Annotated in this window: 18 protein-coding genes; 5 read left to right on the top strand and 13 right to left on the bottom strand. The window is 65.0% G+C overall.

Features of this window, described 5'->3' with window-relative positions:
* The first annotated feature begins 61 nt into the window (after nucleotides 1-61).
* A complete protein-coding gene (locus tag QFZ70_RS18560; protein WP_307097698.1) occupies nucleotides 62-1,720 on the top strand; it encodes an MDR family MFS transporter in 1,659 nt (552 codons plus the stop codon).
* A gap of 306 nt (nucleotides 1,721-2,026) precedes the next feature.
* A complete protein-coding gene (locus QFZ70_RS18555; protein ID WP_307097697.1) occupies nucleotides 2,027-3,466 on the top strand; it encodes a sugar porter family MFS transporter in 1,440 nt (479 codons plus the stop codon).
* Nucleotides 3,467-3,580: 114 nt separating this feature from the next.
* Here QFZ70_RS18555 and QFZ70_RS18550 read toward each other — a convergent pair whose 3' ends face one another.
* The 7 genes from QFZ70_RS18550 to QFZ70_RS18520 all read right to left on the bottom strand — a co-directional run bounded on the left by QFZ70_RS18550 (nucleotide 3,581) and on the right by QFZ70_RS18520 (nucleotide 11,715).
* Nucleotides 3,581-4,339 (bottom strand): ABC transporter ATP-binding protein, encoded by a 759-nt coding sequence (locus QFZ70_RS18550; RefSeq protein ID WP_307097696.1) that lies wholly within the window; start codon nucleotides 4,337-4,339, stop codon nucleotides 3,581-3,583.
* Between the two features lie 52 nt (nucleotides 4,340-4,391).
* Nucleotides 4,392-5,372, bottom strand: coding sequence for an iron chelate uptake ABC transporter family permease subunit (locus QFZ70_RS18545; RefSeq protein WP_373461694.1), 981 nt, complete (start codon nucleotides 5,370-5,372; stop codon nucleotides 4,392-4,394).
* Nucleotides 5,373-5,430: 58 nt separating this feature from the next.
* Nucleotides 5,431-6,438, bottom strand: a complete 1,008-nt coding sequence (locus QFZ70_RS18540) for an ABC transporter permease (RefSeq protein WP_307097694.1) — start codon at nucleotides 6,436-6,438, stop codon at nucleotides 5,431-5,433.
* Nucleotides 6,439-6,462: 24 nt separating this feature from the next.
* Nucleotides 6,463-7,410 (bottom strand): siderophore ABC transporter substrate-binding protein, encoded by a 948-nt coding sequence (locus QFZ70_RS18535; protein WP_307097693.1) that lies wholly within the window; start codon nucleotides 7,408-7,410, stop codon nucleotides 6,463-6,465.
* A 256-nt stretch (nucleotides 7,411-7,666) separates the two neighbouring features.
* Nucleotides 7,667-8,830 (bottom strand): mannitol-1-phosphate 5-dehydrogenase, encoded by a 1,164-nt coding sequence (locus tag QFZ70_RS18530; RefSeq protein WP_307097691.1) that lies wholly within the window; start codon nucleotides 8,828-8,830, stop codon nucleotides 7,667-7,669.
* Nucleotides 8,830-10,902: a PTS mannitol transporter subunit IICBA gene (locus tag QFZ70_RS18525; RefSeq protein WP_307097690.1), complete on the bottom strand. Its 2,073-nt coding sequence runs from the start codon at nucleotides 10,900-10,902 to the stop codon at nucleotides 8,830-8,832. The genes QFZ70_RS18530 and QFZ70_RS18525 overlap by 1 nt, the downstream gene beginning before the upstream one ends.
* Before the next feature lie 84 nt (nucleotides 10,903-10,986).
* Nucleotides 10,987-11,715 (bottom strand): TetR/AcrR family transcriptional regulator, encoded by a 729-nt coding sequence (locus QFZ70_RS18520; RefSeq protein WP_307097688.1) that lies wholly within the window; start codon nucleotides 11,713-11,715, stop codon nucleotides 10,987-10,989.
* Between the two features lie 162 nt (nucleotides 11,716-11,877).
* Between QFZ70_RS18520 and ptsP the strand changes: the two genes are divergently transcribed.
* A complete protein-coding gene (gene ptsP, locus QFZ70_RS18515) occupies nucleotides 11,878-13,563 on the top strand; it encodes a phosphoenolpyruvate--protein phosphotransferase (RefSeq protein ID WP_307097686.1) in 1,686 nt (561 codons plus the stop codon).
* Between the two features lie 36 nt (nucleotides 13,564-13,599).
* Here ptsP and QFZ70_RS18510 read toward each other — a convergent pair whose 3' ends face one another.
* A complete protein-coding gene (locus tag QFZ70_RS18510; RefSeq protein ID WP_307097685.1) occupies nucleotides 13,600-14,382 on the bottom strand; it encodes an alpha/beta fold hydrolase in 783 nt (260 codons plus the stop codon).
* Nucleotides 14,383-14,448: 66 nt separating this feature from the next.
* Between QFZ70_RS18510 and QFZ70_RS18505 the strand changes: the two genes are divergently transcribed.
* Complete coding sequence (locus QFZ70_RS18505; protein ID WP_307097684.1) at nucleotides 14,449-14,871, top strand: helix-turn-helix domain-containing protein; 423 nt, start codon at nucleotides 14,449-14,451, stop codon at nucleotides 14,869-14,871.
* Nucleotides 14,872-14,879: 8 nt separating this feature from the next.
* Here the strand turns inward: QFZ70_RS18505 and QFZ70_RS18500 are convergent, their stop codons facing one another.
* Nucleotides 14,880-16,097: a CdaR family transcriptional regulator gene (locus tag QFZ70_RS18500; RefSeq protein WP_307097682.1), complete on the bottom strand. Its 1,218-nt coding sequence runs from the start codon at nucleotides 16,095-16,097 to the stop codon at nucleotides 14,880-14,882.
* A gap of 232 nt (nucleotides 16,098-16,329) precedes the next feature.
* Between QFZ70_RS18500 and ald the strand changes: the two genes are divergently transcribed.
* Entirely contained in the window at nucleotides 16,330-17,448 is a 1,119-nt protein-coding gene (ald, locus tag QFZ70_RS18495; protein WP_307097944.1) for an alanine dehydrogenase, read from the top strand.
* Nucleotides 17,449-17,542: 94 nt separating this feature from the next.
* Here the strand turns inward: ald and QFZ70_RS18490 are convergent, their stop codons facing one another.
* The 4 genes from QFZ70_RS18490 to QFZ70_RS18475 all read right to left on the bottom strand — a co-directional run bounded on the left by QFZ70_RS18490 (nucleotide 17,543) and on the right by QFZ70_RS18475 (nucleotide 23,791).
* The gene (locus QFZ70_RS18490) at nucleotides 17,543-18,613 is read right to left on the bottom strand and encodes a Gfo/Idh/MocA family oxidoreductase (RefSeq protein ID WP_307097681.1); all 1,071 of its coding nucleotides are present in this window, start codon (nucleotides 18,611-18,613) and stop codon (nucleotides 17,543-17,545) included.
* Between the two features lie 183 nt (nucleotides 18,614-18,796).
* A complete protein-coding gene (locus QFZ70_RS18485; protein ID WP_307097680.1) occupies nucleotides 18,797-20,518 on the bottom strand; it encodes an ABC transporter family substrate-binding protein in 1,722 nt (573 codons plus the stop codon).
* 49 nt (nucleotides 20,519-20,567) lie between these two features.
* Complete coding sequence (locus QFZ70_RS18480; RefSeq protein ID WP_307097678.1) at nucleotides 20,568-22,805, bottom strand: ABC transporter ATP-binding protein; 2,238 nt, start codon at nucleotides 22,803-22,805, stop codon at nucleotides 20,568-20,570.
* Nucleotides 22,802-23,791 (bottom strand): ABC transporter permease, encoded by a 990-nt coding sequence (locus tag QFZ70_RS18475; protein WP_307097676.1) that lies wholly within the window; start codon nucleotides 23,789-23,791, stop codon nucleotides 22,802-22,804. The genes QFZ70_RS18480 and QFZ70_RS18475 overlap by 4 nt, the downstream gene beginning before the upstream one ends.

Below are 23,791 nucleotides of genomic sequence, written 5' to 3'. Positions count from 1 at the left end.
GCCGGGGCGTAGGATAGTTACTGAAAGCAACTATCGCTTGTCCCCCTTCTTTGGAGCACCCATGTCCAAACCCACTGCCGCGCGCGCCGCTGGAGAAGCCCTGACGCAGCGCCAAATTGTCACCGTGATGGTGGGCCTGATGCTGGGCATGTTCCTGGCATCGCTAGACCAGACCATCGTGTCCACGTCCATCTACACCATCGCCAACGACCTGGACGGGCTCTCGCTCCAGGCTTGGGCCACCACCGCGTACCTCATTACCTCCACCGTCAGCACCCCGCTGTACGGCAAGCTGAGCGACATCTTTGGCCGCCGCCCGCTGTACTTGACCGCCATCGTGATCTTCCTGGCGGGATCCCTGTACGCAGGCTCTGTCCACTCCATAACCGAACTGGCTGTGGCCCGCGGCGTCCAGGGCCTGGGTGCCGGCGGCCTGCTGGCACTGGCCCTGACCATCATTGGCGACATCGTGTCCTTGAAGGACCGCTCCAAGTATCAGGGCTACTTCATGTCCGTGTTCGGCGTCTCCTCGGTACTGGGACCCGTGGTGGGCGGCGCGTTTGCCGGTTCCGCCAACATCCTCGGCTTCGAAGGCTGGCGCTGGGTGTTCTTTATCAACCTGCCCATCGGCCTGGCCGCGCTGACTGTGGTGTTCCTGTTCCTGCACCTGCCCGCCAAGCACGTGAAGCAGAAAATCGACTACTGGGGTGCGGCCGCCATCACCCTGGCCATTGTGCCGCTGCTGCTGGTGGCGGAACAGGGCCGCAGTTGGGGCTGGGCGTCCCTGAACTCCTTCCTCTGCTACGGCCTGGGCGTGGTCGGCATTATCTGGTTCCTGCTGGCCGAAAAGCGAGCCGGGGACTACGCACTGATCCCGCTTCGGCTGTTCCGGAACGCCACGTTTGGCCTGTCCTCGCTGCTGAACTTCATCATCGGCATCGGCATGTTCGGGGCCATCGCCATGCTCCCGATGTACCTGCAGCTGGTTAAGGGCCTCACCCCCACCGAGGCCGGCCTGATGATGATCACCTTCACCATCGGCATCCTCAGCGGCTCCATCACGGCCGGCCGCACCATTTCATCGTCCGGCACCTACCGCATCTTCCCCATCATGGGCACGGCCATCCTCACTGCCGCCGCCGTGGCGATGGGACTGTCCCTGGGCGTGGACACCGGCCTGTGGGTTCCGGGACTGATCGCGGTGTTTTTCGGCATGGGGCTGGGCTTCTGCATGCAGCCGCTCACCCTGGCCATGCAGGTGTCCGTGCCGCGCCGGGACATGGGCGTGGGCACCTCCTCCGCCGCGTTCTTCCGCTCCATGGGCGGCGCAGTAGGAACTGCCGTGTTCATCTCCATGCTGTTCAGCCTGGCCGCCGGCCGGATTGCAGACACCATGAAGACAGCACTGGGAAATGCCGACTACCAGGCGGTCCTTCAGGATCCCGCGGTGGCCGCGGACCCCGCCAACGCAAAGCTTTACGAGTTCTTCCGGAACGGGGCCTCCAACGAGTCCCTTAACGACACGAGCTGGCTCCACACCGCCAACAGCACGCTGACCCGCCCCATCACGGAGGGCTTCGCGTACGCGATCGACACCGTGATGCTCACCGCAGCCGTGCTCACCGGCGTCGCCTTCCTGATCAGCTTCGCGCTGCCGAACAAAAAGCTCACGGACCAGAAGGCATCCACCGAGGACAGCGCGGCGGCCATGGCCCACTGAAACGCGCGCTCACTTGTGGCGCGATTTTTCCAGACGCGCGCTCATATTTAAGCGGCTAACGAACCCTCCTGCACCTCAAGTGCGGGAGGGTTCCTCCTTTCCCCGGTGAGTGGTGAGGACGGTCAGCGTCCGACGGCGGCGTCTCCCGCCGTCGTCGTCTTCTGCCTAAGGGGGCGAAAGTCGCCAAGTGGAACCTCGGGCGGTGGCGTGGAACACTGTGTAACGCGTGTGCGCCGGCCAGGTGGCCGGTTCCGCAGCCGACGACGTCCGCACCGCATCCACCGAACCCCAGACCAAGGGAGAACCATGCCCACTGCCCAGGAGCAGACAACCGCCCAGATACCGCGGCGGGTGATCTGGCTGGCGCTTGCAGGTGCGGTGGGCGGGTTCCTGTTCGGTTTTGATTCGTCCGTGGTGAACGGCGCCGTGGATGCCATGAAGGACGAGTTCGCTTTGTCGGAGGCTGTCACTGGTTTCGCCGTGGCCATCGCCCTGCTGGGCTGCGCCGCCGGTGCGTACCTGGCCGGCAAGGTTGCCGACCGCTATGGCCGCATTCCCGCCATGAAGCTGGGTGCGCTGCTCTTCCTGGTCAGCGCCCTCGGCACCGGCTTCGCCTTCAGCGTCTGGGACCTGATTTTCTGGCGCCTGGTGGGCGGGCTGGGGATCGGCCTGGCCTCGGTGATTGCCCCGGCGTACATCTCAGAGATTTCGCCGCGCAAGGTCCGGGGCCGCCTCGCCTCGCTGCAGCAGCTTGCCATCACCACGGGCATCTTCGCCGCCCTGCTGTCTGACGCGCTGTTCGCCACCAGCGCCGGCGGCGCAGACCAGGCGTTCTGGCTGGGGATTGAGGCCTGGCGCTGGATGTTCCTGGCCGCCGCCCTGCCCGCAGTGGTGTACGGCTGGGTGGCCTACACCCTGCCCGAATCCCCGCGCTTCCTGGTGTTCCTGGGCAAGGAGGACGAAGCCCGCGAGGTCTTTGACTCGATCGCTCCTGCCGAGGACACAGACCGGCACATCCGCGAGATCCGTGAAGCGATCGAAGAGGACAAACTGGCCGGCCAGAAGGGTTCGCTGCGCGGCAAGACCTTCGGCCTGCAGGCGGTCGTATGGGTGGGCATCATCCTGTCCGTCCTGCAGCAGTTCGTGGGAATCAACGTGATCTTCTATTACTCCACCACGCTGTGGAAGGCGGTGGGCTTCCAGGAGAAGGACTCGCTCACCATCTCGGTGGCCACCTCCGTCACCAACATCCTGGTCACCCTTGTGGCCATCGCGCTGGTGGACCGCATCGGCCGCCGCCCCATCCTGCTGGCGGGTTCGGTGGGTATGGCCGTGTCTTTGGCTGCCATGGCCCTGGCGTTCTCCTCGGCTGTCGGCTCCGGCTCGGAGATTTCCCTGCCGGGAGCGTGGGGTCCGGTGGCACTGGTGGCGGCGAACGTTTTTGTGGTCAGCTTCGGCGCGTCCTGGGGTCCGCTGGTGTGGGTCCTCCTGGGTGAGATCTTCCCGTCCCGGATCCGCGCCCGCGCCCTTGGCCTGGCCGCCGCCGCGCAGTGGGTGGCGAACTTTGCCATCACGCTAAGCTTCCCGGTCATGGCCGCGGGTTCGTTGCCGCTGACGTACGCCATGTACGCGCTGTTCGCCGCAGCGTCGTTCTTCTTTGTGATGTTCAAGGTGCCGGAGACCAACGGCATGTCCCTGGAGCAGGCCGAGACGCTGTTTGTGGCCAAGGGCTCTAAGAAGGACTAGCAACCTGCACCCCTACTCGGCGCAGTAGGGCACCCTCTAACAGACATTGCACCCCGGAATTCCAGGGTGCAATGTCTGTTTAAGGGTGCCCTGCGGTAGGAGCGAAGCCCGCGGTCAGGCGAAGTAGACGCCGATCCGGTTGCCGTCGATGTCTTCAATCCGGATGTCGATGTCATATACGTCGCGGAGCATTGCCTGCTGCATGATCTGCCGGGGGCTGCCCTGGTGGACCAGCCGCCCGTCCTTCATGGCCAGGATGGTGTCCGAGTAGCAGGACGCGAAGTTGATGTCATGGACCACCAGGACGATGGTTTTCCCGAACTCGTCGGCCAGCCGGCGCAGGAGCCGCATCATCTCCACCGAGTGCTTCATGTCCAGGTTGTTCAACGGCTCATCCAGCAGCAGGTACTGGGTGTCCTGCGCCAGAACCATGGCGATGAACGCCCGTTGGCGCTGGCCGCCGGAGAGCTCGTCCACGAATTTGTCCGCCATGGGCGTCAGGTCCAGGTGGGCGATGGCTTCCTCCACCTTGGCCAGGTCCTCCACCGTGGGCCGGCCGCCGGAGTGGGGAAAGCGGCCAAAAGCCACGAGGTCCCGCACGGTCAGCCGCATGGTCAGGTGGTTCTCCTGCCGCAGGATGGCCATGGTCTTGGCCAGTTCCCGGCTGTCCGTGGAGGCGATGTCCAGCCCGGCCACGGAGACAGCGCCGGCCTCCAGCGGCTGGAGCCTGCTGATCAGTGAGAGCAGAGTGGACTTTCCCGCCCCGTTGGGACCGATGATGGAGGTGATGCCGCCCTGCGGGATCACGCAGCTCACGTCGTCGAGGACTGCCTGGCCGCTGTAGCTCTTGGAGACGTTCCGGACGTCGATCATGGGCGGGCTCCCCGGGTTACGGCCAGGCTTCGGGCGCCGGGCAGAGGGCAGGTCATTTCAAGGACCCTTTCAGGAGGAGGTAAAGGAACAGGATGCCGCCGGCGAATTCGATGACCACGCTCAGGGCCGTGCCGAAGCCGAACACTTTCTCCAGCAGCAGCTGCCCACCCACCAGGGCGACAGCGCCGATCAGCACCACGATGGGCAGCAGCCAGGCATGGCTGAAGCCGCGGCACAGCTGGTAGCCCAGGCTCACCACCAGCAGCCCGAAGAACGTCACAGGCCCCACCAGCGCGGTGGACACCGCCACCAGCAGCGAGCACCCCAGCAGCACGCGCATCACCACTTTGCGGTGGTCCACGCCCACGTTGATGGCAACATCCCGGCCCAATGCCAAGACATCCAGCGTGTGCCGGGCCCGCCACACAAGGGAACAAACAACGGCAACCAGGACCGCCGAGACGCCCAGCAGCGCGGGGTCCACGTTGTTGAAACTGGCAAAAAACAGGTCCTGGAGGATGATGAACTCGCTCGGCTCCATCAGCCGCTGCAGCAGCGAGGACAGTCCGCGGAACAGGCTCCCCAGGATGACACCCACCAGCAGGAGCAGATGGAGGGACCGGGTGGCACCCGTGAACATCCAGCGGTACAGCAGCGCGCTGAATGCCACCATCAGCAGCACTTCGACACCGAACTGGAGCGTAGGCGGGGCCGTCACCACCGCGGCGGCCCCCAGCGTGAAAGCCATGGCCGTCTGCACCAGGATGTACAGCGAATCGAAGCCCATGATGGACGGCGTGAGTATTCGGTTGGCGGTGACGGTCTGGAACAGCAGCGTGGACACACCCACCGCAACGGCCACCAGGAGCATGGCGGCCACCTTCACGGCGCGGCGCGGCAGGATGTAGCCCACGTTGCCCTTGAGTTCATAGAACAGGAAGAAGAGTACGACGGCGGCTGTGGCCGCGAGCAGGACGCCCAGCACCAGGCGGGGCGAGGCGTTGCGGATGGCGGCTTTGAGCTTCTGCGGCATCCCCGCCGTCGGACCTTTTGCGGCCGGCTTCTTCACGGGCGGCAGCAGCGTTGTGCTTTCAGGCATTGCGCTTCCTCAGGATCAGGGCGAGGAAGAGAATGGCGCCCAGCACTGACATCACCATTCCCACGGGGACCTCGTACGGGTAGCGGATGGTCCGGCCGATGCTGTCGCACACCAGCACGAACGCGGCGCCGAAGAGGGCCGTCCAGGGCACGGCGCGGCGCAAGTTGTCGCCGAAGATGAGGGACACGATGTTGGGTACCACCAAGCCCAGGAAGGGAACGGCCCCCACAGTGGTGACCACCACCGCCGAGATCAGCGAGACGATGATCAGTCCCAGCCGCATGGTCCGGCCGTAGTTCAGTCCCAGGTTGGTGGTGAAGTCCTGGCCCATGCCGGCAACGGTGAACCGGTCGGCAGCGAGCAGTCCCAGCAGCATCAGGACGGCGACGATCCAGAGCAGCTCGTACCGGCCCCGCAGGACCCCGGAGAAGTCGCCGATCATCCAGTTGCTCAGGGTCTGCAGGAGGTCGTAGCGGTAGGCGAAAAACGTGGTGACGGCGGCGATGACGCCGCCCAGCATGATGCCCACCAGCGGGATCAGCAGGGTGTTGCGGGCAGGCAGCCGCCGCAGGATGGCTAGAAACAGCGCGGTCCCCAGCAGCGCGAAGGCGCTGGCCACGAGCATCTTCACCAGCACCGGCGCCTGCGGGGCGAAGACCGTGACCACCAGGATCCCCAGGGTGGCGGATTCAACCGTCCCCACCGTGGAGGGCTCCACGAAGCGGTTCCGAGCCATGAGCTGCATGATCAGGCCGGCCACGGCCACCGCCATTCCGGCGAGCAGCACGGCGAGGGTCCGGGGAACACGGGATATCCAGAAGACTTCCACCGTGGCCGGGTCCCCCGCCAGGAGGGCCGGAAGCGAGACGTCGCTGACGCCCACAAACATGCTGGCGGCCGCGAGGACAAGGATCGCAGCTGCGGCCACAGCCAGGCCTGCACTGTGGCGGGCCTGGCTGCGCGTTGCCGGCGCAAACGGGCGCACGGCGGTGGCGGTCATGGGCGTCGAACTGGGTTGGCTGCGTCAGGCCACGGTGTCGGCGACGGCGTCCACCATGGCCTGGACGTTGTTCAGGCCGTAGCCCACGATGTACCAGCCGGCGGGGTCGAGGTTGATGACCTTGTTGTTCTTGGCGGCGTTGGTGGACTGCACGAGTTCATTGTCGAGGATCGGGTTGGCGGCGGAGGCTTCGGTGCCAACCGCGGTGTCGCGGTTGATCACATACAGGATGTCCGGGTTGGCCTGCTTGATGTATTCGAAGGAGATTGCTTCACCGTGGCTGCCGTCAACCTTGACGTCGGCGGCGGTGGGAACGCCGAGGACGTCGTGGATGATGCCGAAGCGTGAGCCGGCGCCGTAGGCGGTCACTTCGCCGCCGGAGGTCAGGACGATCATGCCCTTGCCGGCATTGGCAGCCTTGGCCTTGGTCTCGGCGATGGTGGTGTCCACTGCGGCGAGCTTCTCTTCCACTTCCGCTGACTTGTCGAAGATGGTGCCGAGCTTTTCGGTCTGGGCCTTGAAGCTGTCCAGCGGCTGTTTCGCATCAATGGACAGGTCGATGGTGGGGGCGATCTTGCTCAGTTCCTCATAGGCCCCGGCTGTGCGGCCGGAGATGATGATGAGGTCCGGGTCACCTGCGCTGACAGCCTCAAAGTCAGGCTCCTTCAGGGAACCGATCTTGGTGTACTTCGCGTCGCCGTACTTGCTGAGCGCCTCAGGGTAGGCGGCTTCCGGCACACCTGCGGGCTCGACGCCAAGTGCGTCCAGGGTGTCCAGGACGCCGAGATCGAACGTGAAAACCTTCTCCGGGTTGACGGGGACGTTGGCGGTGTTGCCCTGGGCGTGCTCCACGGTGATGGTGGCCGCTTCCTCGGCGGGCGTCGCCGTCGCGCTTCCTCCGCAGGCGGTGGCGGTCAAAAGTGCCGCTCCCGCCGCAAGTGCCCCCACAAAGCTCGACAGCTTCTTCTTCACGTTTATCTCCGCTCGGCTAATACGTCACAACTTCGTTGCCTAATGAAACAGAGCCTATAAGTAAGGGAAGGCTAACTTCAAAACAGAAGCGACCGTAATCCGTCATAAGTGGGAGAGGTCACACAGAACGACGCCGGCACCGAGGTGAGTGCCGGCGTCGTGATGTGAGCGAGCGTTGGCCAGATGCCCGCGGGATCTGAGCGCGCGTCGCCTTAATAGCTGCAGTAAGTGAGCGCGCGTCGGGGCACGGCGAGGCTTAGGCGGAGGTGCGGGTGACCTCCGCCTGCCGCTCCTCCACAAGTGTGGAGACGGCGTTGAAAAGCGGGTGCCCGGGCTCCAGGCCGGTGATCCGGGCAGTGGCCTCTTCCGGGCTGGACGACGCCAGGATGCCGGCCAGCTCTGTTGCCTCGGCATCAGCAGGATCGGTAAACCGCAGGGCGCCGGCGATGGCGCCCAGGAGCGCCTCCGGCACCACACCGCGTTCGGCCAGTTCCGCGGCCGGTCCGATAAACCGCTCGTGCCGGCTCAGCTTGCGGAGCGGAGCACGCCCCACCCGGTTCACGGTATCGGGCAGGTACGGGTTGGAGAACCGGACCAGGATCTTCTGGACGTAGGCCTCCTGCTCGTCATTGCTGAAACCGTGTTTTGCCACCAGGAGCTGCTTGGTTTCCTCCAGCACCGCCCGGACGTCCTCGGCAACGTCCTGGTCCGCCATGGCGTCGGAAATTTTCTCCAAACCCGCCTCGTATCCAAAGTAGGCAGCCGAAGCGTGGCCGGTGTTGACGGTGAACAGCTTCCGCTCAATGTAGGGCGAGAGCTCGTCCACAAAGGTGGCGCCCGGAATTTCCGGGGCGGCACCGGCAAAGGCGGTGCGGTCGATGACCCATTCGTAGAACGTCTCCACCGTGACGTCCAGGCCCTGGCCGGCTTCCTGGTTGGGGACGATGCGGTCCACGGCGGTGTTGGCGAACACCGCTTTGCCGTCCAGCACCCCGGCGGTGGCACCCGGCTGGGAGGCCACCTCCTTGGCCAGGATGTCCGTGGCGTTAATGGCATTCTCACAGGCCATCACCTGCAGCGGGGCCAGCCCGGTCCCCCTGGCCACGATGCCCCTGGCGATGGCCGGAGCCACGAACTTGAGGATGTGCGGCCCCACTGCGGTGGTGACGATGTCCGCCGTCGCGATTTCCGCGATGAGCTCTTCCTCCTGCGTGTTGGAATTCAATGCCCGGAAGTTGTTCACGGTCCGCACCGCGGGGTTCTCCCCCACTTCGTGTACGGCGTAGCTGTCCGCTGTGGCGAGCTGGTTGATGAGCTCCTCGGCGACGTCGGCGAACACCACCTCGTAGCCTGCGTTGTGCAGGAGCAGGCCCACGAAGCCCCGCCCAATGTTTCCGGCGCCGAAATGTACTGCCTTCACTATGCGTTGACCTTTCCGAAGAGCTCCAGGACCTCGTCCTCGGACGTTGCGGCCTCCAGCCGGGCCACCTGTTCCTTGTTGGTGAAGACCTTCGCGATGGAGGACAGGATGTGCAGGTGTTCGTTGTTGATGCCGGCGACGCCCACGACGAACTTGACCTGCTTGCCGTTCCAGTCGATGCCTTCCGGATAGCGGATCACGGACACTGCGGACTTCCGGATGTGGTCCTTCGCCGCGTTGGTTCCGTGCGGGATGGCCAGGAAGCTGCCCATGTACGTGGACACTGACTGCTCGCGCTCGTGCATGGCCCGGACGTAATCCTCGTCCACGGCCCCGCGGGCCAGCAGCAGCCGGCCGGCTTCGTCGATGGCGGCGTCACGGGTAGTGGCCGTTCCGCGGAGCACTACGCTTTCCCGGGCCAGGATTTCGGCGGTTCCAGTTGCTGACGCTTCGGTTTCGGATGTTCCGACGGCGGTGCCTGCGGCAGCTGCGCCGGCTACGCCCGTCGCAGGTCCAGAGGCGGAGGCTCCGCCCGGCGTTCCCGCACCGGCGTCCGGGCCTTCCGTTGCCACTGAACCTTCGGTGTTGCTATCCCTGACCAGCTCCACGATCTCGTCGTATTCCGGACTGCTCATGAAATTGTCAACGGAGTAGTGGACCGCGCTGGACGTGGCCGGCTTGGCGCGTTCGGTCAGGTCCTGATGGGTGACCACAACGTCATAGTCATCCTTGAGGTTGGCGATGGAGGCGTTGGTGACCTTGACGTCCGGGAAGCCGGCGGCCTTGATCTTGTTGCGCAGCACGGAGGCTCCCATGGCACTCGAGCCCATGCCGGCGTCGCACGCGAAAACAATGTTCCGCACCGGTCCCGCCAGGACACCAACCCCGCCGCCGCCGGCAGCGGCGCCTGCGCCGGTGAGGGTGGACGAAACGGAGCTCTTCTTGCCCTTCATCTGCTCCATCCTGGAGGTGGCAGCGTTCAGGTCGCCCTCGTCGCTGTGGCGGGTGGTCTTCATGATGACCGAGGCCACCAGGAAGGACACCGCCGTGGCCAGCAGGACCGCGAGGATGACGCCGATGTAGCTGTCACGTGAGGTCTGGGCAAGCACAGCGAAGATGGAACCCGGGGCAGCCGGTGCAACCAGGCCGGAGTTGGTGATGGCCAGGGTGGCGATGCCGGTCATGCCGCCGGCGATGGCAGCCAGGATCAGCAGCGGGCGCATCAGCACGTACGGGAAGTAGATCTCGTGGATGCCGCCCAGGAAGTGGATGATGGCGGCACCGGGGGCGGACGCCTTGGCTGCGCCGCGGCCGAAGAACATGTAAGCCAGCAGGATGCCAAGGCCCGGGCCCGGGTTGGCCTCAAGCAGGAACAGGATCGACTTACCCTGCTCCAGTGACTGCTGGACGCCCAGCGGGGTCAGCACGCCGTGGTTGATGGCATTGTTGAGGAAGAGGACCTTTGCAGGTTCGATGAAAATGCTGGTCAGCGGCAGCAGGCCGTTGTTGACCAGGAACTGGACCACATTGCCGGCACCGGCGCTGAACGCCGAGACCACCGGAGCGATCGCATAGAAGCCAAGCATGGCAAGCAGTGCACCCCAGATGCCTGCCGAGAAGTTGTTGACCAGCATCTCGAAGCCGGGGCGGATCTTGCCGTCCCAGATCGAATCGATCTTCTTCATGGTCCAGCCGCCCAGCGGGCCCATGATCATGGCGCCGATGAACATGGGGATGCCGGCACCCACAATCACGCCCATGGTGCCGATGGCGCCCACCACGCCGCCGCGGACGTCGTAGACCATCTTGCCGCCGGTGTAGCCGATCAGGAGGGGCAGCAGGTACGTGATCATCGGCCCCACAAGGCCTGTGTTCGGCACACCGTTTGTCTCGCCGAACCCGCCCAGCTGCGGAACAGGCAGCCAGCCCTTTTCAATGAAGAGAGCCGTGATGAGCCCCCAGGCGATGAACGCGCCGATGTTGGGCATGATCATTCCGGACAGGAACGTCCCGAATTTCTGGACGCCAACCCGCACGCTGGTGCGGGGTTTCGCAACTGTCTCTGTTGCCATGTGATTTCCTAACCGTCATTCCCGCTGCTCCGCAGGATGGTCCGATACTTACAACGACGTACTGGTGGAACTGTGTGGCGCTTTTCAGCCGGCCGGGCTGGTGGAGATCCGGTGAAGCCATTCGAGGAAGAGTTTGAGTTCCGAGCTGGAGAGCTGGTCTGAGTGCGAGGCCTGAAGTGCGGCGTTCAGGGCGATCGCTGCCACCACCACCGAGGATTTTCCGGCGCTGCCCGGGGCCGCGCCGTTGGCGGGCTCCGCGGACACCGCGAAGATCATGGCGTCCCGGGTCATGGTGGACAGTTCTAGGTTCCGGTCGGAGGCGGGTTCCGCAATCAGCATCAGCGTCACGCCCACGTTCGCCGCCAGGATGGACCTGGCCGCCTCCCTGGGCTGGACGTTCAGCTGGCCCGCCACCGCTGCCTTGTTCAACATCTCCTCCATCAGCGCCTCGGCATCGGCAACGATGGCGGGGCGGCTTTCCGGGCGGATATTGCCGAACATCACCAGGTACAGCTCCGGCTGGTTGAGCCCGAACTGCACGTGGTTGTCCCACATTCTCCGGATATCCTCGAGCGGCTGTCCGGAGGGGGCGAAGTCCCTTTCGCCCGCAACATATTCTTCAAACCCTGCGGCGACGACGGCGTCAAACAAGCCTTCCTTGTCACCGAAGTGGTGGTACAGCGTGGGCGCCGTCACCCCTGCCAGTTGCGTGATTTGGCGGGTGGAGACGGGCGCTCCCGCAGAATTTGCCAGCAGTTCTGCCGCTGCACGGAGCAGCCGCATTTTGGGGGGAAGCTGGCCATCCAAACTCATAACCGCTACCCTAGCACCTATAGCATTGCTATATGAACTGAATCACATACAATTTTTTTCAGGCACGTTTCCCGCTTCCGGACGTAGCAGTCCTCCGGCGGACCGGCATGGCGCCGGACAACATCGGCGGGCCTGGCAACCGGCAGAGAATGAGGACCTTCAGTGCAGAACTTCCCAGGAGTAGGCGTCAGTCCAGGCCGCGTTATCGGCACCGTGCGGCAGATGCCCAAACCCATCAGCGAACCTCCCGCCGGCGAACAGCTGGCAGCAGGGACCACCGCCGAGGAAGCCACAGCAGCCCTGAAGGCGGCATCCCAGGCAGTGCATGACGAACTCAAGGCCCGCGCAGCCCACGCCACCGGCGACGGCAAAGCAGTCCTTGAAGCCACGGCGCTGATGGCCAAGGACACCATGCTGATCAAGGGTGCCGCCAAGCTCATTGCCCGCGGCATGTCGGGTGAACGCGCCATCTGGGAGTCCGGTTCCTCCGTCTCGGAAATGCTGCACAACCTGGGCGGCTACATGGCCGAGCGCGCCACCGACGTCCTGGATGTGCGAGCCCGCATCGTCGCCGAACTGCGCGGTGTTCCCGCGCCCGGCATCCCCGCGTCCAGCACCCCCTTTGTCCTGGTGGCCGAGGATCTGGCCCCGGCCGACACCGCCACCCTGGACCCGAACAAGGTCCTGGCCCTTGTCACCGCGGGCGGCGGGCCCCAGTCCCACACCGCCATCATCGCCCGCTCGCTCGGCCTTCCCGCCGTCGTGGCGGCCGTCGGCGTGGACGAACTTCCGGATGGCACCGAAGTGTATGTTGACGGCGCGGCGGGCAGCATCACGTCCGAGCCTGACCAGTCCCTGCTGGCAGCGGCGGAGGCATGGGCGGCCACCGCTTCGCTGCTGGCCGAGTTCAGCGGAACGGGCGCGACGGCGGATGGCCACCTTGTGCCGTTGCTCGCCAACGTGGGCGGCGGCAAGGACGCCGAGGCGGCCGCCAAGCTGGGCGCCCAGGGCGTGGGCCTCTTCCGCACCGAGTTCTGCTTCCTGGAACGGGATACCGAACCCTCCGTGGAAGAGCAGGCCGCGGCCTACAAGAGCGTATTTGACGCCTTCCCGGGCAAAAAGGTGGTCCTGCGGACGCTCGATGCCGGCGCCGACAAGCCGCTCCCGTTCCTGACCGACTCCACGGAGCCCAATCCCGCCCTGGGCGTCCGCGGCTACCGCACGGACTTCACCACGCCGGGCGTCCTGGACCGCCAGCTGGAAGCCATCGCGCTGGCGGAGAAGCAGTCGGAAGCGGATGTGTGGGTCATGGCCCCCATGATTTCGACGGCGGAAGAGGCTGCCCGCTTTGCCTCCATGTGTGCAGATGCCGGCATCAAGACCCCCGGCGTGATGGTGGAGGTCCCGTCCGCTGCCCTCACTGCTGAAGCCATCCTCCGCGAAGTGGGTTTCGCGAGCCTGGGCACCAACGACCTGACCCAGTACGCCATGGCCGCGGACCGCCAGCTTGGCCCGCTCGCCAACCTCAACACCCCTTGGCAGCCTGCAGTCCTGCGCCTGGTCGGGCTGACTGTGGAGGGCTCACGGGCCGAGGGCAGCAACAAGCCCGTGGGCGTCTGCGGCGAGGCGGCCGCGGACCCTGCCCTCGCCGTCGTACTGACCGGCCTGGGCGTGGCAACGCTGTCCATGACCGCCCGGTCCCTTGCCGCCGTTGCAGCGGTGCTGAAGACGGTCACCCTGGATGAGGCGCAGCAGCTGGCCAAGCTTGCCTTGTCTGCCCCCAGCGCCACCGAGGCGCGCGCGTGGGTGCGGGAGAAGCTGCCGGTCCTGGAGGAACTCGGGCTCTGACGCCCCTGGCCCCCGCCGTGATGGCGGGGGGCTCTGTCAGGCCGGGACGCCGAAGCCGTTGACGGCCCTGACCCAGCCGCTGATGGCCTGCGCAGCGGTTTCCGGGGCAGTGTGTTGGAAGACATGGCCTTGGCCCAGGATCTCGGCCATGGTTCCCTGCCGGGCAACCTCGGCGAGCTTCACGCACCAGGGGCGGCGGGCGATGGGGTCTTTGGTGCCGCGGAGCACCAGCACCGGCTGGGTGACCCCCGCGAGCCGTTCCTCCAGCGGGTATTCCATCATTACGGGCAATTCCGTCAGGTACCAGCGCGGGCCTGCCCGGAGGTAGTCGCTGAACACGATGGCGTTCGAGGTCAGCGACTCGCTGAACATCGAATCCCGCGTCAGTGCCATCGCCTGCCTGGCCACCGACTTCCTCCTGGTCTCCACCACCGGGCCCATCAGAACGACGCCGTCCACCCGCTCAGGTTCCTGCAGCGCCAGTTGCACTGCGAACTGTGTGCCCATGGAATGGCCCACCGGGACATAGTGATGGACTCCGGCTTCCGCGAGGACAGCGCTCACGAACGCCGCAAACTCTTCGACCTGCAACTGGCGTCCGGGTTTTGACGACTTCCCGAAGCCGGGCAGGTCGAAGGAGTAGACGTCCGCTTCTTTCGCCAGTTCCTGATGCAGCCGCGCCAGGTAGCGGTGGGAAACACCGATGCCGTGCAGCAGCACATAAGTAGGCCGCGCTCCAGCCTCCCCCGGATGGACGGAGGCGTAGAGCCTTCCCTGTAAACCGCCGGATTGCACGTCTTTGCCATCACCTAATGCCATTAGGCGAGCTTACCGCCGGAGCGCGGGGCACACCGGCAGGCGTGGACGCACCGGTAGGCTGGAGCCATGGCACTGATTGCTCCCAGGATGGCCGGCGCCCTCCCGCCCGAGGAGGCCGTGAAGCTCCAGCAGGCTCTGGCCGGCAGCGACGACATCACCGTTTTTGTGGACGGCACCGTCCACCGCCTGCCGCCCGTGGCGAGGGACGCCGTCGTCGACCTTCTGCAGCGGTTCAGCCGCGGCGAGGCGGTGACCGTGAGCAGCGTGGAGGACATGTTGACCACCTCCAAGGCGGCAGAACTGGCGGGAATTTCGCACACCTACCTCCGCAACATGACGGACCGCGGGGAAATCCCTGTGGAGTACCGCGGCAGCCACCGCCGGATCCCATTGGCGGCGATCATGGCGTGGCTGGAGGGGCAGAAGAAGGACCGGCAGAAGAAGGCTGCTACGGATCAGGCTGCCGGCAATGAGGCCGACGGCGGCTGATCCTCGCGTCAGATCCGGGGCCGAAGTGCCCAGCGGCGCATTTTGAGGGCCGCGTGGAGTTCCAGGCGGGGCAGCCCCTTCAGAGGGTCCACGCCCAACAGCTGGCGGATCCGGCCCAGCCGGTTGTAGATGCTGCTCCGGTGCAGGTGGAGTTTCGCAGCCACATCCTGGACGGAGCCGTCGTTGTCGTACAGCAGTTCCAGGACCGGGATGAGTTCACCGTTGCGGTCGTGGTCCTCGAGCATGCGGAAGTAGACGGATCCAGAGTCAGCCCAGGCGCCGGCCCCTCCTCCGGCAGAGGCCAGGAGCTGATAAACGCCGGTGGACCGGCAGTCCACCAGTTCCCCGAGCTGGGGATCAACGGCAGCGGCCTGCGCAGCCACTTTTGATTGACGGTAGGCCTCGGCGAGCTCCCGCGGCCTGGCAAACCCTTCGCTGATCCCCAGGATGACCCGGTGGACCGGCCGGCCGGAGCGCTTGGCCAACTCCAGCTGGTAATGGACCAGGACCTGCGCATGGTTCGCCCTTCCCGTTGACTCGCGGAACAGCACCACCGAGTGGGTTTCCGTGCCGGCGCTGAAGAGGGTTGCATCCACGCCGATCGTGGCCTGCAGCGCTGCTGACCGGTGGATCAGGGTGGACGCGATGGGATCGGGGCCGCCGGCCCAGCCGTCGGCATCGAGCACACTGACCATCTGCCACGGCCCGCGGCCCTGCACCTCATTCCACCCTGCCACTGCCGCCACCGCGTTTGCTTCCCCGGCACACGCAGCCAGGAACTCCCGCTCACGCCCCCGCCGGAACTCGGACTCCGCGGTGTTCGAGTCGAGCAGCAGCCCGGACAGCATCTCCAACTCGTTGTTGACTGACGGCAATTGGGTGAGGATCGCCGTCGGGTTTTCCTCCACGGAGTCCTGCTGCACCCAGAGATAGCCCACGCGGAAGCCACGAACCATCAGCGGGACACACACACGGCCGAGCATTCCAAGGAGCGGGTTCGCCGGAACCACCACCGGCCGCACCGCTGTCGCAATGCCGTGGGACAGCTGCCAGGCACTCACGTCCGCCGGCACTTTTTTGCTGAGCAGGAAGTTCACGCGCACGCGGTCAGCATGGGACTGGTTCGAGCTGTAAGCCAGCAGCACGCCGTCCAGGTCCTCCAGGGACAGTCCGCGGCCCAGCTTTTGCGCCACCTGCTCTACCAGTTGCTCCACGCCCTGCTGCATGGGCCAACACTACTGCCTTCGCAGCTTGGGGGACGAACGAACACCAGGCGACACCTGACGCTCCGTGACTATACAAATGTCGAGCACGCTAGGACGAAATCGGCGGAATTCCGGGGTTTCTCTGGTGCCCCGCTGACCACACCGTGTCAGCTGGCTCACAAACGGATTTATCGTGGAAATACGCAATCCTTCCGCACTTTCCGGCCTACCGGCCGAGAACCTGGAGCCCACGATGATCATCGGTGTCCCCAAAGAAATCAAGAACAACGAATTCCGGGTAGCCATCACTGCTGCCGGTGTCCACGAGTTCCGCACCCACGGCCACACCGTGCTGGTGGAGCGCGGCGCAGGGCTGGGGTCAGGCATCACGGACGAGGAATACGCCATCGCCGGCGCCGAGATCGTCAATGACGCCGATGACGTCTGGGCCCGCGCGGACATGGTCATGAAGGTCAAGGAACCCATCAAGGCCGAATACCACCGCTTCCGCAAGGGCCTGATCCTCTTTACCTACCTCCACCTCGCCGCCGAGCCCGAACTCACCCGCGAGCTCATCAACTCCGGCGTCACGGCCATCGCTTACGAAACCGTGCAGGAAGGCCGGACGCTTCCGCTGCTGGCCCCCATGTCCGAGGTGGCCGGCCGGCTGTCCGTGCAGGTGGGTGCCTCCTCCCTCATGGCTCCCGCGGGCGGTAAGGGTGTGCTGCTGGGCGGCGTCCCGGGCGTCCGCCCTGCCAAGGTGGTTGTCCTTGGCGCGGGCGTTGCCGGAACCAACGCCGCTGCAATGGCACTTGGCCTGGGCGCCGACGTCACCATCCTGGACATCAACATCAACCGCCTGCGCGAACTGGACGCCCAGTACCAGGGCCGCCTGAAGACCGTGGCATCGAACAGTTACGAAATCGAGAAGTCAGTGGTGGACGCTGACCTGGTGATCGGCTCCGTCCTGATCCCGGGGGCCAAGGCCCCCAAACTGGTCACCAACGATCTGGTGGCCCGCATGAAGCCCGGCTCGGTTCTCGTGGACATCGCCGTGGACCAGGGCGGCTGCTTCGAGGACACCCGCGCCACCACGCACCAGGAACCCACCTACAAGGTCCACAACACCATCTTCTACTGCGTGGCCAACATGCCCGGCGCGGTCCCCAACACGTCCACCTACGCCCTTACCAACGTGACCCTGAGGTACGCCGTGTCGCTGGCCAACCTGGGCGTCAAGGCAGCCTTCGAGCGCGACCCCGCCCTCGCGGCCGGCCTCAACATCGCCGCCGGCCACGTAGCCCACCACTCCGTCTCCGAGGCACACGACCTGCCGCTCGTAGCGGACTGGCACGAACTGGTCTCGGCCTAGTACCCCCTGCTGCCGTCGGGACGGCAGTCATCCAACGCGTGCTGCTCCTTCGTCGCTCTGACGCACGCTTTCTGGATGGCTGCCGTCCCGACGTTTAAGCTCTCGCCGCAGACAGTTCCCTTGCTTGTTCAATGATTTTTAAGGTTTCGACGGCGTCTTCCGGATTGACCGGCAGGGGCAGGGGGGACTTTGCTCCGCCGTCGAGGATCTTGTCCGCCAGCAGCCGGTAGAACTCCGGGTAACTGCCGCGCTCGGTGGGCAGGGCATCCAGGTGGCCGTCACGGCCCAGGAGGCCCGCCCACTCCGGCGCTTCCTCGCCGTACTCTGCGTCGAGGGGGCTGCCGCCCGCCACAATATAGGGCTCCTGCGGGTCCACACCGTTTTTAGTGAAGCCGCCGACGGAACCCAGCACGCGGAACCGCGGGCCCTGCTGCGCGCAGAGCATGTTCATGGTGAGGTGGCTCAGAACCCCGGATTGGTGCTGCAGCACCAGGAACACGTCGTCATCCGCGCGTTCATCCGCGCGCCGGGCCTTCAGCTCCGAATGGACCACGGTTGCGGGACCAAACAGCAGGAGGGCCTGGTCAATCAGGTGGCTGCCGAGGTCGAACAGGACGCCGCCGCCGTCAGCCGCAGTGGCGTGAGCCTTCCAGGCCTTGGCGATGGCGGGGGACCACCGCTCGAACCTCGACTCGAACCTAATCACCTTCCCCACGGCGTCCGCTGCCAGGAGCTTGCGGAGCGTCAGGAAGTCACCGTCCCATCGCCGGTTCTGGAACACCGTCAACACCCGGCCCAGTTGCCGGGCGAGGGCAACAAGCTCCTGCCCTTGCTCGCTCGTCACGGCGAACGGCTTGTCCACCACCACATCCAGCCCGGCCTCCAGCGCGGCCCTGGCCAGCGGGTAGTGCGTCGCCGGCGGCGTGCCCAGCACCACCAGGTCAAGGTCAGCGGCACGCGCAAGGACGGCATCGCCGTCGTGCACTGTCCTCACGCCCGGATACCGGGCAGTGGCCGCCTTCTGCCGTTCCACGTTGGACGTGGCAATGACCTCCAGCGAGTAACGACCGTCGGACCCGATCAGGGGCGCATGGAAGACGCTGCCGGACAGGCCGTAGCCGACGACGGCTGTGCGGATGGTGCGTGGAGCGGCGGAGTCAGTCATAGGGCTACGGTACCCCCGCGCACCGTCGGCCAGACCCCCAGAAGTGATAGAACGTCGCAGGAAAACCCGCAGTAAGTGAGAGAGCATTTGGGATGCGGCGAAGGCCGGCATCCCCTGATGTTCCAGGAGATGCCGGCCTAGCCGTGTTGCCTGTATTCAGTTGAACCTAGTCAGCGCGGGCTGTTACTTCTTTTCCCAGCCGAGGGTGGTCCAGTCCGGAACCTGGGACAGGCTCTGGAACAGGGAGGGGCCGTAGTTCGCCAGGCCGGTGCGGACGAAGGAGATCTGCGGGCCGTTCATGACCACGCCCATGGAGTAGTACTTCGCCATGTGCTCCTTCTCAACCTCCATGGCCGCCTTGTTGCGCTCGGCGTTGTCCTCGATGGACGCGAGGTCAGCGATCTTCTTGTCCAGCTCGGCGTCGCCCAGCTGGTTCTCGTTGGTCTTGGAGTCGTAGTACTGCTTGACGGCGGACGTTGCATCCGCACCTACCGTGTAGCCCGAGACGCTCATGTCGAACTCCCGTGCACCGAGGACCTTGCCAAAATCGGCAGAGGCACGCTGGTCGATGCCAACATCCATGCCGCCAGCCTGGAGCTGCTTCTGCAGGGTCTGGGCGAAGGCGAGGGTGGTGGGATCGTCACCGAAGTTGCTGATCTTGAAGGCGGCGGGCTTGCCGTCCTTCTCCATGATGCCGTTAGAATTCGCGGTGTAGCCGGCGTCCGTCAATACCTTCTTGGCAGCATCCGGACCGGTTTCCTTCACGGGGTAGTTGTCCTGGTAGTACTCGGAGAAGGGCAGCAGCATCATGGAGCCGGAGCTGGGCTCTTCCCAGTTCAGGCCGTTGAAGCGCACCTTGCGCAGGGCCTCACGGTCCACTGCCGCGAAGATCGCCTTGCGGACTGCAACGTCGGTGATGCGCTGGGCGTTCAGGTTCAAGCCGCCGGCGAACAGGCGCTGGCCGCGGCGGACCTCAGCGTCTTTGGTGCCTTCCAACTGCTTGTAGAGGGAGACGGTGTTGGCTGACACGCCGTCGATCTCGCCGTTCTTGAAAGCGGCAATCTGGGCGCTCGTCTCCAGCTGACGGAAGACGACGCTTTCCAGGACCGGCTTGGTGCCCCACCATTTTTCGTTGGGAACCAGGCTCACGGTCTTGGCTGCGGTGTCATACTGGTCCAGCTTGAAGGGGCCCGCCATCCACTCCGGGTGAAGTTCGCCGTTGAAGCCCTCGTTGAAGATCTGCGGCGTATTGACGGCGGGGTGGATCAGGCCAAAGAAGAGGTCCTCCAGCGGATACACCGGCCGGCTGGTCTTGACGATGACTTCTTTGTCGCTGCTGCCGGCCTCTACGGATTCAACAAATTCGTACGACCCGGAAGTGACGATGTCGTAACCGGCATCGGGGCTCTTCAGGATGTTCCAGGTGTTCCGGAAAGCCTTGACGTCAATGGGGGTGCCGTCGTTGTACGTGGCTTTTTCGTTGACCTTGATGGTGATGGTCTGCTTACCATCCTTGACTTCGTTCTTGACCTCCTCGCAGAAGTCCTTGTTGGGCGTGGCCTTGCCCTCGAAGTCGACCTTCCAGCAGCCGCCGATGCCGCCGCCCGAAACCGCAACAGGATTCATCGGGGCCATCAACGCGGAGTTGTCTGCGCTGTTGCCGTTGTTGGAGAAGCCGTTGAAGTCCGGGCCGATGTTGCCCAGGGGCAGGGTGACCTTACCGCCCTGTTCAAGATCAGCTGCAGGCTTCTCATTGACGCTGATGAGCTTGGACAGGTCGCTGCCTGCCTCCTGGCCCTTGGCCGTTTCCGGCCCGGTGGCCCCGCCACCGCCGCCGCCGCAGGCCGTCAGCGCCAGAGCCGCAGCAATGGCTGCCGCTCCGCCGATCTTGTTCAGATTCCTCATGGTGTTCCCTTCGTTGGTGCGGGTGATGATGCTGGTGGGTCGAAAAAACTTAAGGTGCATGGTGGTCCGTCGATTCGTGGACTACCAGCATGTCCTCGTCCAGTTCCCCGTCGGGGAAGAAACAGGCGAAGCGCTGGTCCAGGACCGGCAACGGATGCGCGGCGAGGGCCGGGGCCGCTGCCGAGGGTGCCACCGGTTCCAGTGGAGGTTCCAGGGTGAGGCACTTTTCCTGCTTAGCCGGCGGCAGGGCAGCGAAGACGGGGCAACGGGTGGCGAAGTTGCAGCCCCTGGGGGCGTCCAGCGGTGAGGGCAGGTCTCCCCGCAGGATGATCCGCTCCCTGGTCCGCTCCACCTGCGGGTCCGGCACCGGGATGGCTGAGAGCAGGGCCCGGGTGTAGGGGTGGCGGGGGTTATCGAACACCCGGTCCACTTCACCGATTTCCACGATCTTGCCCAGGTACATCACGGCAACGCGGTTGGAAATGTGCCGGACCACGGAGAGATCGTGCGCCACCATGAGGTAGCTGAGGCCCAGCTCGGCCCGGAGCTTGTCCAGGAGGTTGATGACGCCGGCCTGGACGGAAACGTCAAGGGCGGAGACAGGCTCGTCCAGGACCACCAGCTTCGGGTTCACGGCCAGGGCACGGGCGATGCCGACGCGCTGGCGCTGTCCGCCGGAAAACTGGTTGGGGAAGCGGTTGACGTGGTCCGGCTGCAGGCCCACCAGCTTCATCAGTTCCATGATGCGCTTCTTGATGGCCTGCTTGTCCATCCCAGCGTTCTGGAGCGGTTCGGCGAGCACCTCGTACACGGTGAACCGCGGGTCCAGCGCACCGGTGGGATCCTGGAACACCATCTGGAGCTCGCGGCGCATGGCGGCTTTGGTCCTGGCACCGGCCGCCTGCTTGTTGCTGATGCCGCCTATCACCACCTCGCCGTCCTGGTCCTTGTGGAACTCCATGATTTCCAGCAGGGTGGTGGTTTTTCCGGAACCGGATTCGCCCACAATGGAGAAGCACTCGCCTTCGCGGATGTCGAAGGTGACGCCGTCCACGGCCTTGACGGTGCCGATCCTGCGCTTGAGCAGTGCGCCTTTGGTCAGGGGAAAGTGCTTGCGCACATCCTTGAGCTGCAGGACAGCCGAGCGCTCCCCGCGTGGAATGGCATCAAAACGGGACACCGGCACCGGCGGAGCGGAGAAGACGTCATGGACGTCCACTTCGCCCCCCAAGGCCCCGGACTTGATGCAGGCGGCACGGTGAAGGGCGCTTCCGGGTACCGGCGCCAGCGCAGGCTCGCCGTCCAGGCAGGCGTCGGAGGCCAGCGGGCAGCGGGGCGCAAACGAGCAGCCGGTGGGCGTATGAATCAGGTTGGGCGGCATGCCCTCAATGGGAATCAGCGACGACTTCTGCGCAACGTCCACGCGCGGCACGGCACCGAGCAGGCCCATGGTGTACGGCATCCGCGGGTTGTAATAGATGTCATCCACCGCCCCTGTCTCCACGGGCTTGCCCGCGTACATCACCATGATGTCGTCCGCCATCCCGGCCACCACGCCCAGGTCATGGGTGATCATGACGACGGCGGCGCCCGTCTCCTCCTGGGCGGTATGCAGCACCTCCAGCACCTGGGCCTGGATGGTGACGTCCAGCGCCGTCGTCGGCTCATCAGCAATGAGGACGCGCGGATTGTTCGCGATTGCGATGGCGATCATCACGCGCTGCCGCATGCCGCCGGAGAACTCGTGCGGAAAGGCCCTCAGCCTGTCCCTGGGGCTGGGAATGCCCACCATTGCCAGGAGTTCGACGGCGCGGGCTTCTTTGGCCTGCTTGCTCATCGTGGGATTGTGGATGGTGAGTGCTTCCACGATCTGGGTGCCCACGGTGTACACCGGCGTCAGGGATGACAGCGGGTCCTGGAAGACCATGGCGAGATCGTTGCCGCGGTACCCGCACATTGCTTTGTCGGTGAGGCCCAGCAGCTCCTTTCCTCTAAGCCGGACGGACCCTGAAATCTCGGCCGTGGCGGGCAGGAGTCCCATGATGGCCAGGGACGTAACGGATTTGCCGGAACCCGATTCACCCACGATGCCCAGCGTCTTACCGGGCATAAGGTCAAAATCAACACCACGGACTGCGTGGACCACGCCGTTCTCGGTGTTGAAGCGGACATTGAGGTCCCGGACGGACAGGACTGCGTCCGTAGGGGCGTGCAGCCCGGCGACGTGCAGCCTTTCGACGGCTGACTGGGGCTGCCCGGCGGGTCCGGCGTCAAGGTTGCTGCTCATGAGGACTTCCCCTTGGCTCGGGTCTTGAGGGCTCTGCGTTTCCTGGCGCTGCCGCTTGAGCTGGAGCTGGGGTCGAAAGCGTCGCGCAGGCCGTCATTCATCATGGCCAGCGACCCCGTCAGCAGGAACATCACAGTCAACGGCACCCAGAACATCCAGGGAAAGGTCTGCACCTGCGACGTGGCGCCGCCAATGAGGACACCCAGGCTGACGTCCGGAACTTTGATGCCGATTCCGATGAAGGAGAAGGCCACCTCCGCAAGGACGGCGCCGGTAACGCCGCGGGTGATGTCCAGGACCAGCAGGGAACCGATGTTGGGAACCAGGTGCCGCCAGACGATCCGGCGCGGAGGGACACCCATGTACTGGGCGGCCTTTACGTAGTCGCGCTGCATCAGGGACATCGACAGCGACCGGATCAGCCTGGCGGTGCCCATCCAGCTGAAGACCAGCAGCACGATGATCAGCAGCAGCCAGGAGGGCAGGTCCCGCTTCAGGCCTTCCCCTCCGCCGCTGGTGGCAACCGCCACCACCAGCAGTGCGGGCATCATGATGAGCGCTTCAAGGATGAAGAGCATCACCTTGTCCACCTTGCCGCCGAAGTAGGCCATGGTGCAGCCGTAGACAGCGGCAATGAGGACGGAAACAAGGCCCACGATCAGGCCGATCAGGATGGAGATCCTGGTGCCTTCCACCGTCATGGCGTACAGGTCGATGCCTGCCTGGGACGTTCCGAGGTAATGCTCCGCGGAGGGAGGCATACCGATGTTGAACGGATCGATAGTCTCCTTGTCCCACTGGGTGAAGTAGCCGCCCACAAAGGAGAAGACGGTGAGGGCAAGGAAGATGGCTAGGCCCGCCACGGCCGTCTTATTGCGCATGAAGCGGCGGAAGATAATGGTGTTCTTGCCGATGATGACGTCGGCGTTATCCAGGTGCGCGTCCTGTGCAACGGCGGCAGGGTCTACGGCATTGAGGTTGGTCAT

It is taken from the genome of Arthrobacter sp. V1I9 (assembly GCF_030817075.1).
Lineage (GTDB): Bacteria > Actinomycetota > Actinomycetes > Actinomycetales > Micrococcaceae > Arthrobacter.
This window is presented reverse-complemented; position numbering and strand designations above follow the sequence as displayed.

Coding starts and splice junctions, on each gene's coding strand:
- QFZ70_RS18560 (WP_307097698.1), top strand. CDS start 62: ATGTCCAAACCCACTGCCGCGCGCGCCGCTGGAGAAGCCCTGACGCAG.
- QFZ70_RS18555 (WP_307097697.1), top strand. CDS start 2,027: ATGCCCACTGCCCAGGAGCAGACAACCGCCCAGATACCGCGGCGGGTG.
- QFZ70_RS18550 (WP_307097696.1), bottom strand. CDS start 4,339: ATGATCGACGTCCGGAACGTCTCCAAGAGCTACAGCGGCCAGGCAGTC.
- QFZ70_RS18545 (WP_373461694.1), bottom strand. CDS start 5,372: ATGCCGCAGAAGCTCAAAGCCGCCATCCGCAACGCCTCGCCCCGCCTG.
- QFZ70_RS18540 (WP_307097694.1), bottom strand. CDS start 6,438: ATGACCGCCACCGCCGTGCGCCCGTTTGCGCCGGCAACGCGCAGCCAG.
- QFZ70_RS18525 (WP_307097690.1), bottom strand. CDS start 10,902: ATGGCAACAGAGACAGTTGCGAAACCCCGCACCAGCGTGCGGGTTGGC.
- QFZ70_RS18520 (WP_307097688.1), bottom strand. CDS start 11,715: ATGAGTTTGGATGGCCAGCTTCCCCCCAAAATGCGGCTGCTCCGTGCA.
- QFZ70_RS18510 (WP_307097685.1), bottom strand. CDS start 14,382: ATGGCATTAGGTGATGGCAAAGACGTGCAATCCGGCGGTTTACAGGGA.
- QFZ70_RS18505 (WP_307097684.1), top strand. CDS start 14,449: ATGGCACTGATTGCTCCCAGGATGGCCGGCGCCCTCCCGCCCGAGGAG.
- QFZ70_RS18500 (WP_307097682.1), bottom strand. CDS start 16,097: ATGCAGCAGGGCGTGGAGCAACTGGTAGAGCAGGTGGCGCAAAAGCTG.
- ald (WP_307097944.1), top strand. CDS start 16,330: ATGATCATCGGTGTCCCCAAAGAAATCAAGAACAACGAATTCCGGGTA.
- QFZ70_RS18490 (WP_307097681.1), bottom strand. CDS start 18,613: ATGACTGACTCCGCCGCTCCACGCACCATCCGCACAGCCGTCGTCGGC.
- QFZ70_RS18485 (WP_307097680.1), bottom strand. CDS start 20,518: ATGAGGAATCTGAACAAGATCGGCGGAGCGGCAGCCATTGCTGCGGCT.
- QFZ70_RS18480 (WP_307097678.1), bottom strand. CDS start 22,805: ATGAGCAGCAACCTTGACGCCGGACCCGCCGGGCAGCCCCAGTCAGCC.
- QFZ70_RS18475 (WP_307097676.1), bottom strand. CDS start 23,791: ATGACCAACCTCAATGCCGTAGACCCTGCCGCCGTTGCACAGGACGCG.